Here is a 17,435-nt window from a genome sequence, read left to right as displayed (position 1 = left end):
CTTGCATAAATCCTATCAGTATCTGCATAAATATGAGACATCTTTTTGCTTCGTCTCAGGGTACCCCACCTTGGACCGTGCAAAAAACGGAGTATTCAGCACCGTGGGCCCCAACGACCCCATCACAAACGACAAAACGACGCGGTTACAGCAGTGTTGTAGACCGTCGCAAACCAAAAACGCGGCGACAGCCATCTCCGTCCATCGATAGCCCGCCCACAGGGGCTGTCGATGGGCGCCCGCGGGCCACTACGGCCCATTCACAACGTTATGCATTTTTCAGAGCTTGCTGAATACTCCCAAAAATGCACGCTGGGAAGTGCACCACCTATCCGCAGCGGGCAGCATGCTTTGGTTTTACCCGTCTCAGGACATTGACGCAGCACAAAAAGCCCCGCCGTGCGCAGCACGGCGGGGCCAGCAGCAAGTCAAAAGACCATACGCCTACGGGCGAAGGACCACCAAACTGGGTTAGGCAGCCGGGCAGATCTTCTTGAAGAGCTCGATGACGTCGTCGAGCGTCGCCTCGCGCGGGTTGCCCGGGAAGCAGGCGTCAGCCATGGCGTCCTTGGCCAGGATCTCGATCTCGTCAGCCTTCATGGCCTCGCAGACGTGTGGGATGTTCACGTCGGCAGAGAGCTGCTTAACGGCGGCGATGGCGGCATCGGCGGCCTCGGCGGTGCTCATGCCCGTGGTGTCAACGCCCATGGCGACGGCAACCTTGGCCAGGCGCTCAGCGCAAACCGGCTTGTTGAACTCCATGGCGATCGGCAGCAGCATGGCGCAAGCGACGCCGTGCGGGGTGTCGTAGTGAGCGGACAGGGTGTGAGCCATGGCGTGGTCGATGCCCAGGCCAACATTGGAGAAGCCCATGCCGGCGACATACTGACCAAGAGCCATGCCCTCACGGCCGGAGCCGGGCTGGCCGGACTTGGCCTCGGCGACGGAGTCGCGCAGGTTCTCGCTGATCAGCTTAATGGCCTCAAAGTGGAACATGTCGGAAAGCTCCCAGGCGCCCTTGGTGGTGTAGCCCTCGATGGCGTGGGTCAGTGCGTCCATGCCGGTGGAAGCGGTCAGGCCGGCGGGCATGGAAGCCATCATGTCAGGGTCGACGACGGCGACCTCGGGGGCGTCGTTGGTGTCGACGCACACGAACTTGCGGACCTTCTCGGGGTCGGTGATGACGTAGTTGATGGTCACCTCGGCAGCGGTACCGGCGGTCGTCGGCACGGCGATGGTGAACACGGCATGGTTCTTGGTGGGAGCAACGCCCTCGAGGCTGCGGACATCGGCGAACTCGGGGTTGTTGATGATGATGCCGATGGCCTTGGCGGTGTCCATGGAGGAGCCGCCACCGATGGTCACGATAGCGTCAGCCTCGGCGGCCTTAAAGGCCTCGACGCCGTCCTTGACGTTCTGGATGGTGGGGTTGGGCTTAATCTCGGAGTAGAGGCTCCAAGCGATGCCGGCAGCGTCGAGCTCGTCGGTCACCTTAGCGGTAACGCCAAACTTGACCAGATCGGGATCGGAGCAGACGAAAATCTTCTTGTAACCGCGACGCTGGAGCTCGCCGGGGATCTCCTTGATGGCGCCGGAACCATGATAAGAAATGGTGTTGAGAACGAAACGATTAGCCATTGATAGCCTCCCATCGTGTGCGGGGCACCCATTACGCCCCACGCTATGAGTCCCATCCTAACGCTTTTGAAACGAAAAATGCGTGAGAACGTCAAAAGTGTTAAAGCGTTTCAACAGAAGATGAAAAAACTGCGGCAAAGGGACAGTCCCTTTGCCGCATTCGGTTACTTTCGGCAGCCCTCTTTCCAAGCCTCGGCCGCAACCTTCCAGCGTAAGCGCAAGTCGCGCTCGCGGTCGATGAACATGATGGCAAACGCGACAAACAGCAGCAAGCTCGCCACGACGATGGCGTGCAGGCCCATGCGTTCAATACACCAGTTGCCCAACACGGCGCCAAACACAAAGATAAAGATCACGCCAAAGTACAGCAGGCCGTTTTCCAAAAAGCCGCGCCTGTGGGTGATGATGTAATCGTCCACGTTTTGCAGCGCGTTGCGCAAGTTGCCGATGCACATGGTCGTAGCGATACCGTGACCGTGAATCTTGCGGAAGCTCTCGACCTGCATACCGCAGGCAAACGAAGTGAGACAGTTGGCGAGCAGGTTGTAACCGCCACCGGGGATAAAGCTCACGCCCAGCAAGATGACGGCTTCAAAAAACACCGTCACCTGGCGCCAGTGAATCACGCTGCCGAACCGCTCGTGAACCAGGTCGGCAAGCATAATGCCCACGGCAAACGACACCACGGGGAAGAAATAGCGTCCCGCCAGCTGCCAGTTGCCCTCCGAGATGCTTACACCCACGAGCAGGATGTTGCCCGTCTGCGCGTTGGCGAAAACATGGTCGCGCCCAATGTACGAATACACGTCCATAAAGCCACCGGCGAGCGCCAAGATGATGCCCAGCTCAATAGACTCCGATATCTGTTTGGCACGCTGCATCGTCGTGCATCCTCCTTGTTGACGACTCTCTCGTGCGTTGGCGGAAACATAACCGCCGTTCATACTGTAACCCATTGACAACATGGCGTGCGCGCGAGACGGGTTCTCCAACGCGCAGATACACAGTCTGGAAACAAACGATCCCCGTATCGACGCGCCGATCCCCCAGCTCATGTACTCCCCCAGTCTTTTTAGCCCCGTCCCAAAAAGACTGGTTACAATTACGTGCAGCATACAGACACCGGGAGGGATCGTGGCAAAAAAGCCTCAGCACGCTCAGAACAACCAGCGCAGTCAGCAGGGCAAACAGGGCCAGCAGCAAAAGCGCGGCGGCAAGGCGCAGGCCACGGTCGCCCGCACCAAGCATTCCCAAGCGACGCCCGCCCGCCCCTGGCGCCCGGGCCGCGATAAATTCCTCCCCGTCAGTCGAGCCGACATGGATGCACGCGGCTGGGACCAGTGCGACTTTGTCTACATCTGCGGCGACGCCTATGTGGACCATCCCAGCTTTGGCATGGCCATCATCAGCCGCGTCCTCGACGCGCACGGCTACAAAGTGGGCATCATCTGCCAACCCGACTGGACCGACCCCACCAGCATCACCGTGCTCGGCGAGCCGCGCCTGGGCTTTCTCGTCAGTGCCGGCAACATGGACTCCATGGTCAACCACTATTCGGTGACCAAGCACCGCCGCCGCACCGACGCCTATACCCCCGGTGGCGAGGAGGGGCGCCGTCCCAACCGAGCCGTCACGGTCTACGGCAACCTCATCCGCCAGACGTTTAAGGACGCCCCCATCATTATCGGTGGCATCGAGGCAAGCCTGCGTCGCCTGGCCCACTACGACTACTGGCAGGACAAGCTCAAGCGCTCGGTGCTGCTCGACTCGGGCGCCGACATCCTCATCTACGGCATGGGCGAGCACGCGATTGTCGAGATCGCCGACGCGCTCGACGCGGGGCTGCCCGTCGATCAGATCACCTATATCAACGGCACCGTTTACCGCACGGGTTCGCTCGACGAGGTCTACGACTACGACCTGCTGCCCAGCTGGGACGACCTTGCCGCTGACAAGCTCAACTACGCCCGCAGCTTTAACGTGCAGCAGCAAAATATGGACCCTATCACCGGCCATCGCTTGGTAGAGCCATATCCCAACAGCGTGTACGTGGTGCAGAACCCGCCGTCGGCAACACTCACCACCGACGAGATGGACGAGGTTGCCGAACTCCCCTACGCACGCGATTGGCATCCCGACTACGACGCGGCGGGCGGCGTGCCAGCCTTTGCCGAGATCAAGTTTTCCATTAGCTCCAACCGCGGCTGTTTTGGCGAGTGCTCGTTTTGCGCCCTTACCTTCCACCAGGGCCGCGTGTTGCAGATGCGCAGCCACGACTCGATCATGCGCGAGGCCGAGCTGCTCACGCGCGATCCCGAGTTTAAGGGCTACATCAACGACGTGGGCGGACCGACGGCAAACTTTAGCCGCCCTGCCTGCGACAAGCAGCTCAAGCACGGCGTGTGCAAGAACAAGCGCTGCCTGTGGCCGAGCGTGTGCAAGAACATGGTAGTCGACGAGAGCGGCTACACGCAGCTGTTGCGCGACCTGCGCCAGCTGCCGGGCGTCAAGAAGGTCTTCGTCCGCAGCGGCATCCGCTTCGACTACACCATGGCCGACGCCTCGGACGAGTTTTTGCGCGAGCTGCTGGAGCATCATGTCTCGGGCCAGCTACGCGTGGCACCCGAGCACGTGAGCGACGCGGTGTTGTCCGTGATGGGCAAGCCGAGCCGAGCCGTCTACGATGCGTTCTGCCGTAAATTTGAACGCCTGAACCGCGAATACGGACTCAAGCAGTATGTGGTGCCATACCTGATCTCGAGCCACCCCGGCTCGACGATGAAGGAAGCCGTAGAGCTCGCCGAAGCCGTGCGCGACATGGGCTATATGCCCGAGCAGGTGCAGGACTTCTACCCCACGCCGTCCACCATGTCGACCTGCATGTACTACACCGGCGTGGACCCGCGCACCATGGAGCCGATCTACGTGGCGCGCGACCCGCACGAGAAGGCCATGCAGCGTGCGCTCATCCAGTATCGCAAGCCCGAGAACTACAAGCTCGTGCGCGAGGCGCTGGAAAAAGCCGGCCGCCGCGATCTGATTGGCTACACCAAGCATTGCCTGATTCGTCCCGTGCCCCCGCGCCCGGGCGAGACGTCTGCTGGCGGCGGGCATGGCACCGGCAAGAAGGGCGGCAAACCGCATGGCGGCGCCGGCGGCAAGGGGCCCAAGGGTAGCAAGGGGCACGGCGGCATGTCGCGCGCACAGAACACTGCCGGTCGCAATCGCGCGGCCCAGGGACGGCAGGGCGCCAACGGCGGCGGACGTCGCAACTAGGGCAGCGGCGCGCTCGCTGCGTCCATCCCACACGCGTGGCGCAGCGAGCGCATCGCCCCTACCAGCACAAAGCCGGCGATGGCAACCGTGACCACCACGTCGAGCGGAGTGTTCACAAACCACAGCAGCCCCATGAGATACGACCCGGCATTAAAGGCAAAGTGCAGCAGGATCGTGTAGCGGAGCTTTCCGGTCGTCACGAGCACCCAACCAAAGATGAGGCCGGCGGCACCCGCGTAGCAACCCTGCACCCAGTTCATGTGCATAAAGCCGAAGACCGCCGCCTGCAGCACGATTGCCGCGGCGACGCCCCAGGTACTCGGGGCCGACCAGGGCACCATGGCGCCGTCCTGCGCGCTCGCACGACGCCGGCGCTTCCAAAGTGGGCGGCACTGCGGATTAAACGCTCGGAGCGAAAACTCAAAAATAATGCCGCGCACCAGCAGCTCCTCACAAAATGGGGCGCCGAGCACCGTAGTCAGGACGGCGAGATAGCTGGTGTCGCCCATGCCTGTTTCCTCGACAAGCTCGCTGTAGTCGGCCGCGGCATCGGGCAACAGCGACAGCACGGCGTCGGTCACGTAGCCAACGACCACCTGCAGGGCCAAGCCAATCACGATAACGCAGGCGATGCGTTTCCACGCCCCACGCGCTCCCCCGCCGAGCGGATGCTCGCTTTGCCGGCGTGCCATAAACGAACGCGGCCACAGATAACGCCACCACAGTAGCGCCATCAAAAACGATGCCGTCTGCGCGACGGCCTGAAGCAATTGAATGTCGAGGCCATCGATCGAAAAACCCATGAACACCGATGCGACGCCAAGGGCGGAGAACAAAACGACGCTCAGGGCAATATCGGCAGCGACGACGCCAAAACAGGCAAGCGCCCAAATCATCGCATTGAGCATGCCAACCTCCTCCCGACAGGTAGTCGTTAAAGAACGTCCCCAACGACTAGTCATTGGGGACGTTCTTTAACGACTAGTTGCTGGGGACAGTCTTTGCCAAAAGCCCCGTTGGGCGAGATGTCGAACGGGAAGGTGCCGCAGCGATTGAAGGCGGCGATGAACATGCGGATGGCGTTGGACGGCGTGGTGCCCACGAGCTGGGTTGCCGCCGCGAAGGCCGCCTTTTCCTCGGGCAAGACCTTCGCGACAACCGGGGTCATGTGTTCTGCCATGGCGCTTCCTTTTTGAAACGACGGTGGTGCGGATGGATGCGGGCCACGCGGCTGGGCGACGGGCTGTGAAGGCAACCCGATTGGCCCGCATCTGGAGTTTGTTCTACGGCGTTGGTATTACTTGGTATTCCTAAGTATTACCCCGCAGATAGAATACCATACCCGATCCCATGGGGACGGAGAAAAAACGGATCAATTTGTTGCTGAGTAAGTATTTAGAGCGTGATGATGTCCGAGATATTGAGGGCCTGAGCGTCGACGGCATCGTGCGTAGCAAGCAACAGCATGCGGCCGTCGAGCAAGTCGCGCACGACCTCGGCGCATGCGTCGCGCGCAGCGATGTCTAGACCGGTAAAGGGCTCGTCCAGAATCACCGCGTCGCCTGGGCACAGCAGAGCTCGGGCAATCTCGACGCGACGGCGCTGCCCGCCCGAAAGCTCGGCCACACGAGCATGCACATCGACCCCCGGCACCAGCAGGCGCAACAGGGCTGCGGCACTCGAGGCGTCCATGTGCGCGTCGGCGCACACCAGCACGTTATCCAGGGCAGAAACGTCCTCGACCAGGTGCACATCCTGAAACACCATCGAGCACGGTGCGCACTCCCCCGCCGCCAGCGCGAGCAACGTCGACTTGCCCACACCCGAGGCGCCCATCACGCAGGCGCGCCCACCCGCGGGCACGCGAAGCACCAGTCCGTCGAGTGCCGGCGCCCAGGGCGCCCGGTCGCCCACCGCGAGCGCAAGCTCCGCAGCAGCGCCGGCGCCAGCAGAGTCGCCCGAACGCCCGCGAGTACCACGCCCATGTGCCCACACGGCAGCACGCCACGCCGCGGGCCCCGAAGCCCGCAGCAACCACACCAGCACACGCTCGCATGCCCACGATGCCGCCACGACTAGCACGGTCCAAGCCAGCAGGTCAGCCGTCTCGATGAGCAGCTTCGCCTGATAGATGCGCCCACCCACGGTGCCCACCGCCATGCCGATCAGCTCCGCCGCCACGCCGGCCTTCCAGCTCATGCCGATCACAGCGCGGGCGCACGAAAGCACAAACGGCAGGACCTCGCGCCAGGTGTGGGCGCAAAACAGACGCCAACCCCGCACGCCATGCAGACGAAACATCTGCTCCAGCGGCTTATCCACTTGCGCCAAGCCCTCGACCAGCGAAAAATATACGCCCGGCAGCGCCATCAAAAAGACCGCCGCAATGCTCACGCGCGCCGACCCCAACCAAATGAGCAGCAGGACCACCACGCAGGCAACCGGTGTCGCCTTAACAAACGAAAGCGCCGGCGCCACCAGGCGGGCAAACGTCCGCGACCGCACCGAGGCTCCCGCCATCACGCCGCCGCACACCGCGGCAAGCGCCAAACCGCCTAGAATCCGCGCACCCGAGCCCGCCAGAATCGCCCACGTGCCGACATCGCACACCAGCCGCAGCAACGCCACCACGACAGCGCCCGGCCCCGGCAAAATCAACGGCTGCGCCACGAAACCCGCCATCAGCACCCACACGGCAAGCCAAAAGGCGGCAACGGCACCTGCTGCCGCCACCGCCTTCATACGCTCTGTCATGTGTCGAGCAAACGCACGCACGGGCTACTCCATGTAGTAGAAATCGTCAGCCGGGAGCTTGCCGCCCACGGCGCTCGCGTCCGCATCGGCCAGCACCTGCAGGTATCCACCGAGCGCCGCCTTCATATCCTTCCCCGTCTGGCACACGAGCATGCACCCGGGAATCGCCTTTTCGGCAATCGCGGCGTTATCCACGATACCCGCATCGACCACGGCCTGAGCCCAGTCCGCCGGCGCCGCATTGACGGCCTTCACGCTCGCCTCATGGCAGCGCAAGAACTCCGCCACGGCCTCGGGATGCTCCTCGGCAAAGGCCCGACGCACCACGGTCACGCCCGTCAGCAAACGGGAGCCCGTGTCACCTGCCAGCTCGTCCCACACATCGGTCAGGCTCACCGGCGCCGACAGCCTGCCTTCGCTCTTGGCGATGGCAGCGGTCTTGAACGGCTCCGGCAGCACGCCCACGGCGGACGGATCGGCAAGCAGGGCCGACAGCACCTCGGTGGGCTCGCTCTTAAACTCGAGCGCCACCTGACCGGTCAGGCCCGCGCGCTCCAACAGGTAGTTCATGACGTACTCCGGCGTGGTGCCCTTGCCCGTCATGTAGACGGTATGGCCCGCCAGATCGCCAAACGAAGTAACGTCCGCGTTACCCGTCACCACGTTCAGCACGCCCAGCGTGTTGATGTCGATGACCTGCACCGCGCCCTCGGTCTTGTTGTAGAGCACGCTCGCCACGTTGGCCGGCACCAGGGCAATGTCGATATCGCCTTGAATGACCTTGGGCACAATCTCGTCGGCGGCGGTGTTGATCGCAAAGTCGAACTCATTGTCCGTCTCGCCATCGGCAGCCTGGTCCATAAACTGCACCAGGCCAATCGAGGTCGGCCCCTTGAGCGAGGCGGCGTGCACCTCGACCGACTCGGCAGCAGAACTGCCCGCAGCAGACCCGGCAGCCGAGTCCGCGGCGGACCCGGCACCGGCGGCCCCGCCGCCACAGCCCGCGAGCGCAAGCGACAGTGCACCCGCGGCAAGCGCCGAGGCAAACCCCCGGCGCGACACCTCAACATCAAACGCGTGCATCGCTAGCACGTCCCCTCGTTAGGCATCGTCCAAGCGTGATGGTCGGTATGCAGCAACTCCTCGGCCAGCGGCGAGAGCGGCTCGCCCAAGAACTCGCGGTAGCACGCCTGGACATCGGGATTCTCGTGCGAGAAGCGAATGTCCGCAGCGGCATCCAGGCCCCACAGCACCTGACCGCGCTCGGCTGCCAGCTCGCAGCCGTCGTGGATGGGCTGACCGCCGCCGCCGACGCAGCCGCCCGGGCACGCCATGACCTCAACGAAGTCATAGTTCACGCGGCCGTCGCGAATCGCGTCGAGCAGGCGGGCGGCGTTGCCCAGCCCGTGTGCCACGGCGACGCGCACCTTGGTGCCATCGATATCGGCCACGGCCTCCTTCCAGCCGTCCAGGCCGCGCACATCGGTAAAGAAGTCCGCGTCGGGGTTCTTGCCCGTCACCAGGTAATAGGCCGAGCGCACGGCGGCCTCCATCACACCGCCCGTGGCGCCAAAGATCACACCCGCACCCGTGCCAAAGCCCAGCGGCGTATCGAGCGGCTCCTCGACCAGCGTATCCACGCTCACGTGGCTCGCGCGGATCATGCGCACCATCTCGCGCACCGTCAGCGCAACGTCCACGTCGGGCGTGCCGTCCTCGCCCACCATGCTCGGCAGCGCGCACTCGGCCTTCTTGGCCGTGCACGGCATAACGGACACCACAAACAGGCGCTCGGGCTCCACGCCCAGCACCTTGGCGTAGTAGGTCTTGGCGATGGCGCCGAACATCTGCTGCGGCGACTTTGACGTGGAGAGCCTGTCGACAAACTCGGGGTAACGTGCCTTCACAAAGCGTACCCAGCCCGGGCAGCAGCTCGTGAACATGGGCCAGCCGCGGCTGTCACCCTCGCCCTTGGCGGCCTTACCCAGGCGCTCGAGCAGCTCGGAGCCCTCCTCCATAATGGTGAGATCGGCCGAGAAGTCGGTGTCGAACACGTACTCAAAGCCCACGCGGCGCAGCGCACAGGCCAGGCGCTCGACGGTGGCCTCCTCGCGCAGAATGCCGAGCTCCTCGCCCCAGGCGCTACGCACGGCCGGCGCAATCTGCACCAGCACGATCTTGTCGGGATCGGCGATGGCATCGAACACGGTCTCGGTATCGTCACGCTCGCGCAGGGCGCCCGTCGGGCAATGCGTGATGCACTGGCCGCACGCGACGCAATCGGTCTTGCCGATCGGCGCACGCCCGCGGGTGCCCACGGCGGTATGCGTGGCGCGGTTGGTCAGATCCCAAATCCCTAAGCCCTGCACGCTCTCGCACACCTTGATGCAACGCATGCATTTAATGCACTTGTCGTTATCGCGGATGATGGGGAAATCGAAGTCCCAGCCCTCGCGTGCCAGGTGCTGCTCGTACGGCAGATAGAAGATGCCCAGGTCGTTGGCGATGGTCTGCAGGTTGCAGTTACCACTGCGCACGCAGCTCGTACAGCGCGAGTCGTGTTGGGACAGTAGCAGCTGCACGTTGGTGCGACGCGCCTCGCGGGCCTTGGGGCTGTTGGTGTGGACCACCATGCCGTCGAGCACGTAGTTGTTGCAGGCGGCAACCAGCTGGTCGCAGCCCTCAACCTCGACCACGCACGCGCGGCAGCCGCCGATCTCGTTTAGATCGCGCAGGTAGCACAGGGTGGGAATCTGGATACCGACGGACTTGGCCGCGTCCAGGATCGTGGTGTGCTCGGGCACCACGACCTCGCAATTATCGATAGTGAGCTTGACCATGTTGAGTGCTCCGCTTTCGGTGTTGTCGCTGACAGTGGGGTTGTTGGGCTCTACCATTCCAGGTTCCTCCCTCCGCGGAACGCGCCAAAGCCAAAGTGGTCGCAACGCAGGCAGCGGCTTGCCTCCTGGCGTGCCTCCTCCTCGGTGAGGCCCTGCTCGACCAGATTCCAATCGTGGATGCGCTCGCCGGCCTCGCGCTCGCCCAGCTCGCAGCGGCCGCACTCGTGCTTGCCCTTAAACTGCACGGTCGGCAGCTCCACGTCGAGCTTTATCTTGTGGTCAAAGCCCAGGTAGCGGTCGATGTTTGCCGAAGCCACGCGGCCGGCGTTGATGGCACGGATGACGGTGGCGGGACCGGTCTGGCAGTCGCCGCCGCTAAAGAGGCCATCGAAGTTGGGCACGGCGCCGTCCGAATCGGTAACGACGCGACCCCACTTGCAGACGATGCCCATGTCCTCAAACGGCTTGGAATCGATGTCCTGGCCAATGGCCACAAACACGCGCTCGCAGGGAATGACGCGCTCGGGCGTGGCTGCGGCACGCGGGGCCGGACGCCCACGGCGAGGCTCGCCGATAATCTGCGGTTGCACGCGCAGGCCGCTCACGCGACCATCTTCGCCCGTCTCGATGGCGAGCGGGGCCGTAAGCTCCAGAACCTCGCAACCCTCGGCCTGGGCGCCGGCGATTTCGGCGTCCTGAGCCGTCATATCGCAGATGCGACGGCGGTAGACGATGCTTACCTTTTCGGCGCCGCAGCGCACGGCAGAGCGCGCCACGTCCATGGCCACGTTGCCGCCGCCGATGACGCACACGCGCTGGCCGCTCAGGTCGGGCAGTTCGTCGTCGCCGATGGCACGCAGCATCTTGACGGCCGACTCCACGCCGGGCGCCTCTTCGCCCGGAAGGCCGAGCTTCTTGTCGCTATGGGCACCGATGGCCAGATAGACGGCATCGAACTCGTCGCGCAGGCGGACAAGCTCCTCGCCGTTGACGGAGTGATCGAGCTCAACGTCGATGCCGGCGCTCAAGATCCAATCGATCTCGGCCTGCAGGCGCTCGCGCGGCAGACGATAGCTGGGGATGCCGTAGCGCAGCATGCCGCCCAAGTGGTGGCGCTGCTCAAAAATGGTCACCTTGTGGCCCATCACGGCCAGGTAGTAGGCACAGGAAAGGCCGGCCGGGCCGCCGCCGATCACGGCGATGCGCTTGCCGGTGTTGTCCACTACATGCGGCTTGTGGTCGTTGAGGTCACTGTGCTCAACGGCAAAACGCTTGAGGGCGAGAATGTTCATGGGATCATCGACCATGCCACGGCGGCAGTGCATCTCGCAGGGATGCTCGCACACCAAGCCGCAGACGAGCGGCAGTGGGTTGTTCTTGCGGATGACCTTGACGGCGTCGGCATAACGGCCTGCCTCGACGAGCGAGATGTAACCGGGAATGTCGACGTGCGCCGGGCAGCCCGAGACACACGGGACGCGAGCCTCGCGGTCAAAGCCGCAGGAGTGCTCGCGGATGTGGTGCTCAAAATCGTCGCGAAAGCCGCGAATAGCCGTGAGTGCCATGGCGCCGGCCTCGTAGCCGATGGCGCAGTCGCTCGAAAGGTAGATGGTGCGGGCCGTGCGCTCAATCAGGTTGAGCGTGGACTCATCGGCGCGCCCTTCGAGCACATCGGCAAGCAGGTCGCTCAGCGCGCTCAGGCCCACACGGCAGGGCGTGCACTTGCCGCAGCTCTGGGTGGAGCACAGGTTGACGAGCGCCGCCGTAAACTCAACGGGACACGGGGCGAGCGAACTCACCGCCAGACGGCGTCCGAGCGCATCGTGCAGGTCGTCCATGACGGCCTGAGCGTGGCTGCGTTCCATTACATGCAGTCGAGCCATAAGATCCCCTCTCACATGGCAGCCCGGAGGCGAGGCCGGGCGAAATTGCTACACGCACAACACTGACCTAAAAAGTTGTTAGGTCTCCACGCAGTTCGGCAGGCGGCATGAAATGTCACCCTCAGCGGTGAAATAGAACATTACCGCAGATAAATGCCATATTTGGTAAAACGCGTTACCAAACGACAATGCCCCGCCCACGCAATCACGTGGACGGGGCATTGCTCTAGGTATGCGGTCAGCGACCCTGTTGCTTTTACTTAAGCTCGGGCCAGTAACCCTTGTTAGCCTCGATCATGTCGTCGAGAACCTCCTTGGCGACCTTCATCGACGGCACGGTCTTGTTCAGCGTAAAGGCCTTGAGCGCCTTCTCGTACGAACCCTCGATCGTAGCCTCGACCACGAGCTTCTCGGAGTTCAGCTGCTGCATCATGAGGCCCTGCTGGAACAGAGGAATGTTGTCGCGGCTGATGACCTCGGGGCCGTTCTTGCCAATGTAGGCAGGCAGCTCGACCATAGCGTCGTAGGGCATGTTGGGAATAGCGCCCTTGTTCTCGCAAATGACCAGGAAGCGCTGCTTGGTGTCGTTCTTCAGAGCGATAGCCAGGTCGGCAATCCAGTCGCCGTGGCTGCCCGCATAGAACGTGCTCTCGTCGATCTCGCCCGTCTTCTCGTAGTGGTCGATGCCGTCGAAGAGGTTCTTCTCGCGCGTCTCCTCAACCTCGTTAGCACGGGTGCGCTCGGGGTTGGAATGCTCGACGAACTCCTTCTGCTGCAGGTAGTAGTTCAGATACGTGTTGGGCAGGTACTCCGGGAAGCACTCCAGGATCTCGTACTCGCCCTTCCAGACGTAGTACCAGCTGCCCTTAGTGTGGCGGTTCTGCTCGGGGTGCTCGTCGGTGGCCTCCTCGGGCTTCTTTGCCATGAGCGAGCCCATGCCCTTGAGGTAAGAATCGGGCAGCAGAATCTCATGCTCCTTGATGTACTCGCGCAGCTGCGGGAGCACCTCCTCGCCCTTGTGGCGGATCGAGGTGAACCAACCAAAGTGGTTGAGGCCAAAGTAATCGTACTCAACATCCTTCTTGTCGATATCGAGCGCGGCGCAAACCACGTCGATGATCGCGATCGGCATGTCGCAGATGTTGATGATGCGAGCGTTGGGACGCAGCACACGGCAGCCCTCGGAGACGATGGCGGCAGGGTTGGAGTAGTTGAGAATCCAGTAGTCCTTCTTGGCGTACTTCTCAACGTCATCGATCAGCTCGACCATGGGGAAGATGGTGCGCATGCCGTAGGCAAGGCCGCCGCAACCGCAAGTCTCCTGACCCACGCAGCCGTGACGCAGCGGAATCTTCTCGTCCTGTTCGCGCATGGCGTAGCCGCCCACGCGCATCTGGGCAAACACGAAGCTGGCATCCGTAAAAGCAGTCTCCTTGTCGGTGGTCACCGTGAGCTTGATGTCCAGGCCAAGGTCCTCGTGCAAAATCCAGTCCACGAGCACGCCGATCTTGCGCTGGCGCTCCTCGTTGATGTCGTACAGACGAATCTCGTCAACATCGAGCTCGTCCTTGCGCAGGGCGATGGACTTGACGATGCCGGGGGTAAAGGTGGATCCGCCACCACACAGAGTAATGATCATTGTTTACTGCTCCTTCTCAATTGCGTTTTCGACCTTGTCGCGCATCTCGGCGACCTTCATGCCAAAGATGATCTGGATATTGTTGCCGTTGCGGTTGATGCCGCTGTTGGGCACGTGGTTGATGAGGTCCTCATTGATGAGGTCCGGGTTCTTAACGTTCACGCGGAGACGCGTAAAGCAGTTCTCGAGTTCCTCGATGTTGTCCTTGCCGCCAAGACCTGCGACCAGGTCGGCAATACCTGCATCGACGCCCTCTGCGGGAGCCGCGGCAACAGCGCCCTGCTTCACCGCGACAGACGCGGCGGCCTCGCCCTCGGCAACGGACTCGGCGAGCTCGGACTCCTCCTCGCGACCAGGCGTGTGGAGGTTGAGCTTCTTGATGAGGAAGGTGAAGAGGAAGAAGTACAGCGCGGCGTTGACGACTCCGAGCACCAGCATAACCGGCCAGTTGGTCTTATCGACACCAAGAACCAGGTTGGAGACCACGATGTTGATGATGCCGCCTGCAGTCGAAGCGGGCACGGAGAGGACCTTGAGCAGGACCAGGAAGATGCCGGAAAGAACCGAGTGAACGACAAAGAGCACGGGAGCGGCAAAGACAAAGAGGAAGTCCATGGGCTCGGTCACGCAGGAGAGCACGGCGGTGATGATCAGCGGGATGATAACAGCTTTGGTCTTATCCTTGTTCCCCTTGTAAGCGGTGACGATAAAGGCGAGACCGATACCGATGTAGGGCCACAGGTTGTTAAAGGTATAGCTGTTGAAGTAGGTGCTATCGGAGAAGGGCTGGCCCGTCATTGCCATCTCGGCGACACGGATGGGGTAGGCACCGGCGATAACCTGATCACCCAGCGTCAGGGTGCCGCCCACATCGGAGAACTGGAACGGGGTGTAGATGAGGTGGTGCAGACCGGTGGGAACGAGCAGCTTGTTGAGCATGCCGTAGATAAACAGACCGATGTTGCCCGACTCCTTAATGATGCCGGCAACGGAGGAGATGGCACCCTGAACCGGAGGCCAAACGATGCAGAAGCCAGCGCCCATGATCCAGGAAATGATGATCATAATCAGGAACGGGAAGCGAACGCCCGAGAACATCGAAAGGGCAATGGGGAACTGCTTGTTCGAGTACTTGTTGAACACGGCACCGGTGATGCAACCAAGGATGATGCCGCCAAACACGCCGGTATCGAGCACCTGGATGCCCATAACGGTGGCCTGGCCGGTTCCGGTAAGGCCGAGCATGCCGCTCGCATCGGCAAGAGAGCCGGTGGCGTTGAGCACGATGTTGTTAGCCTGCAGGAACAGGAAGAACGACATCAGGGCGATCAGCGAAGCATGGCCCTTGTTCTTCTTTGCCATGGCGCCGGCGATGCCCACGCAGAACAGAATCGAGAGGTTGTTGATGATAAACATCAGCGACTGATAGACAACGGCGCCCACGAGCTGGAACGGACCGAAGCCCAGCACAGGGATCATGGCGCAGATGGTCTTGTTGGTCAGAATGATGCCCACGATGAGCAGGATGCCGGCAACCGAGAGATACATCATCGGCTGAACGATCGACTTCGCGAACACCTCCAACGGCGCTTTGAAATTGAACTTCTTTTTTGCGGTCATAGCGGTACTCCCCTTCCTTTTCCGCAAATTAAGACAGATGTGCCCTAGACAAGACCGTGAGCCTTGCCTTATATCAATCGATGTGTGGGCACGTTATGCCTAGAGACCAGGTTCTCCAAGCAGGTTAACAATGTGATATGCGAGATAACTCTTCTCGGCATCGGTAACGACAACGTTATAGGTAGACGACAAGTGGGCGGCTATGGCATCCGCACACGAGAATGCACACGGATACGCCGTTTCATCGATTCGGAACAGCGCGTCTCCGTTGATTTGCCCGGCCGTAGGATCGAGCGCTCGCTGTGCGAAAAACTGCAGGTGACGAACGAAGCGTTCATAAGGCAGCGAGGTGTCGTCGAGGGTCGTGGCATAGCGCTTGGAAACAATCGCGAGCACGTCGCGAACAAGCTGGACCGAAACAATCAAACGATCGGAGCGTTGCGGCATGGTGGCGTTGACGATATGCAGCGTAATGAAACCCTGCTCTTCTTCGCTCATCTGGATGCCCATATACTCCTTGATAATCTGCAGCGCACGGCCCGCAAGCGCATACTCCTTGCGATAGAACTGCTGGATCTCGAGCAGCAACGGATTCTCGCAGGGGACGCCCTTGCGCTCGCGCTCCAAAGCAAGGCTGATGTGGTCTGCGAGAGCAATGAGAATCTTGTCATTGATATCGACATTGAGCTCTCGACGAAGCATCTGAACGATGTCCTCGCAAATCACGAGGTTGACGGTGGGGATGGACTCCAAAAGATGTGCCAAGCGGTCAATCGTACGCGAATCCTGAGAAGTTCCCTCCTGCAACGCGTAGGTCTTTTCGACCGACGTCTCATCGATGGCATCGCCGGCATGGCGACCAAAGCAGAGGCCTCGACCGATGACGATGAGCTCGGAGCCATCGTCCGAAGTGACCATTGCGACGTTGTTGTTAAAAACTCGCTTGATAACCACGGTGCCCACCACAAGAATTTACTCGGAAAGCCAGACGACAGGCTCTTTAACAGCAACAGGGCCGGAAGCATGCTCGCGAAGAGTCGAGTTCTCCGAACGCTCGCACACGATAACGAAGACCGTAGGATCAAAGCCGGCAGCGCGAACCACGTCGAAATCGACCTCGACGAGGGGCTGGCCCGCGTCAACGTGATCGCCCTGGGCAACAAGCGCATGGAAGCCCTTGCCCTCAAGTTTAACAGTGTCGATTCCGATATGCAGCATCACCTGAGCGGAGCTGTCGTCGGACATGATGCCCAGCGCGTGCTCAGTCGGAAACAGCGCCGCGACGGTGCCGGAAACAGGAGCGCACACCGTTCCCTCTTGGGGAACCACGGCAACGCCATCGCCCACTGCACGGCTGCTAAAAGCGGGGTCATTGGTTTTTTCTAGATGAACAAGCTCGCCGGAAACGGGAGCGAGGATTTCGAACTCGGAAGCCGCAGTCGTCTGCTTATCCGAGCCACCCATTAGGCGAGAAAAGAAACCCATGGTGACATGTCCCTTCATAAATATAGCCCAACCAAAATCAATCGAATGCGCCCATTGAGACACACCCGTTCAAAGACTTTGGTTAGGCCCACGTCCGAGGGGACTCGGTAACCTTCCGCATTTCTTTTACGGGGGTTATTGTAGACAAGCCCAAAGCCGGAACAATCATTATGACCGGCGAACGGTATTTTTTCTCCGATAAACGGTATTTATGCGGTACTTCGGGACGTTCCTTTTAATATGAGCAGGACATTGTCAAGAGGCAAAATCGGGCCTGGCCCCAACGATATGGGGTCAGGC

Annotated in this window: 13 protein-coding genes; 1 reads left to right on the top strand and 12 read right to left on the bottom strand. The window is 61.5% G+C overall.

What is annotated here, in order from left to right:
- Window positions 1-471 precede the first annotated feature (471 nt).
- Together fucO and ABG996_RS10040 are read right to left on the bottom strand one after the other, a co-directional pair.
- On the bottom strand, window positions 472-1,638 hold the full coding sequence (gene fucO / locus ABG996_RS10045) for a lactaldehyde reductase (RefSeq protein ID WP_347478906.1): 1,167 nt from the start codon (window positions 1,636-1,638) through the stop codon (window positions 472-474).
- Between the two features lie 164 nt (window positions 1,639-1,802).
- Entirely contained in the window at window positions 1,803-2,519 is a 717-nt protein-coding gene (locus ABG996_RS10040) for a YoaK family protein (RefSeq protein ID WP_052044066.1), read from the bottom strand.
- 253 nt (window positions 2,520-2,772) lie between these two features.
- On the opposite strand from ABG996_RS10040, the gene ABG996_RS10035 reads away from it, so the two are divergent.
- Window positions 2,773-4,914 carry a YgiQ family radical SAM protein gene (locus ABG996_RS10035; RefSeq protein ID WP_347478908.1) on the top strand — a complete coding sequence of 714 codons (2,142 nt, stop codon included), beginning with the start codon at window positions 2,773-2,775 and terminating at the stop codon, window positions 4,912-4,914.
- Here the strand turns inward: ABG996_RS10035 and ABG996_RS10030 are convergent.
- The 10 genes from ABG996_RS10030 to ABG996_RS09985 all read right to left on the bottom strand — a co-directional run bounded on the left by ABG996_RS10030 (window position 4,911) and on the right by ABG996_RS09985 (window position 17,135).
- Entirely contained in the window at window positions 4,911-5,822 is a 912-nt protein-coding gene (locus ABG996_RS10030; RefSeq protein ID WP_347478909.1) for a CPBP family intramembrane glutamic endopeptidase, read from the bottom strand. The genes ABG996_RS10035 and ABG996_RS10030 overlap by 4 nt on opposite strands.
- 50 nt (window positions 5,823-5,872) lie before the next feature.
- On the bottom strand, window positions 5,873-6,094 hold the full coding sequence (locus tag ABG996_RS10025) for a type II toxin-antitoxin system RelB/DinJ family antitoxin (protein ID WP_195193203.1): 222 nt from the start codon (window positions 6,092-6,094) through the stop codon (window positions 5,873-5,875).
- Between the two features lie 215 nt (window positions 6,095-6,309).
- Window positions 6,310-7,689 (bottom strand): ATP-binding cassette domain-containing protein, encoded by a 1,380-nt coding sequence (locus ABG996_RS10020; protein ID WP_347478912.1) that lies wholly within the window; start codon window positions 7,687-7,689, stop codon window positions 6,310-6,312.
- Between the two features lie 3 nt (window positions 7,690-7,692).
- Window positions 7,693-8,751, bottom strand: coding sequence for an ABC transporter substrate-binding protein (locus ABG996_RS10015; protein WP_347478914.1), 1,059 nt, complete (start codon window positions 8,749-8,751; stop codon window positions 7,693-7,695).
- Window positions 8,752-8,753: 2 nt separating this feature from the next.
- On the bottom strand, window positions 8,754-10,565 hold the full coding sequence (locus tag ABG996_RS10010; protein ID WP_347478915.1) for a [FeFe] hydrogenase, group A: 1,812 nt from the start codon (window positions 10,563-10,565) through the stop codon (window positions 8,754-8,756).
- Complete coding sequence (locus ABG996_RS10005) at window positions 10,559-12,391, bottom strand: NAD(P)-binding protein (RefSeq protein WP_347478917.1); 1,833 nt, start codon at window positions 12,389-12,391, stop codon at window positions 10,559-10,561. The genes ABG996_RS10010 and ABG996_RS10005 overlap by 7 nt, the downstream gene beginning before the upstream one ends.
- 256 nt (window positions 12,392-12,647) lie before the next feature.
- Window positions 12,648-14,030 (bottom strand): 6-phospho-alpha-glucosidase, encoded by a 1,383-nt coding sequence (locus ABG996_RS10000; RefSeq protein WP_347478919.1) that lies wholly within the window; start codon window positions 14,028-14,030, stop codon window positions 12,648-12,650.
- Between the two features lie 3 nt (window positions 14,031-14,033).
- Window positions 14,034-15,650: a PTS transporter subunit EIIC gene (locus tag ABG996_RS09995; protein ID WP_055310192.1), complete on the bottom strand. Its 1,617-nt coding sequence runs from the start codon at window positions 15,648-15,650 to the stop codon at window positions 14,034-14,036.
- Window positions 15,651-15,749: 99 nt separating this feature from the next.
- Window positions 15,750-16,604 (bottom strand): PRD domain-containing protein, encoded by an 855-nt coding sequence (locus ABG996_RS09990; protein ID WP_347500983.1) that lies wholly within the window; start codon window positions 16,602-16,604, stop codon window positions 15,750-15,752.
- An 18-nt stretch (window positions 16,605-16,622) separates the two neighbouring features.
- Window positions 16,623-17,135 (bottom strand): PTS sugar transporter subunit IIA, encoded by a 513-nt coding sequence (locus ABG996_RS09985; RefSeq protein ID WP_347478923.1) that lies wholly within the window; start codon window positions 17,133-17,135, stop codon window positions 16,623-16,625.
- Window positions 17,136-17,435: the final 300 nt, after the last annotated feature.

Origin of the sequence: Collinsella aerofaciens, assembly GCF_039836695.1 — a bacterium.
Taxonomy (GTDB): Bacteria; Actinomycetota; Coriobacteriia; order Coriobacteriales; family Coriobacteriaceae; genus Collinsella; species Collinsella aerofaciens_BD.
The sequence above is the reverse complement of the archived record's forward strand: the minus strand, read 5'-3'. Positions and strand labels throughout refer to the sequence as shown.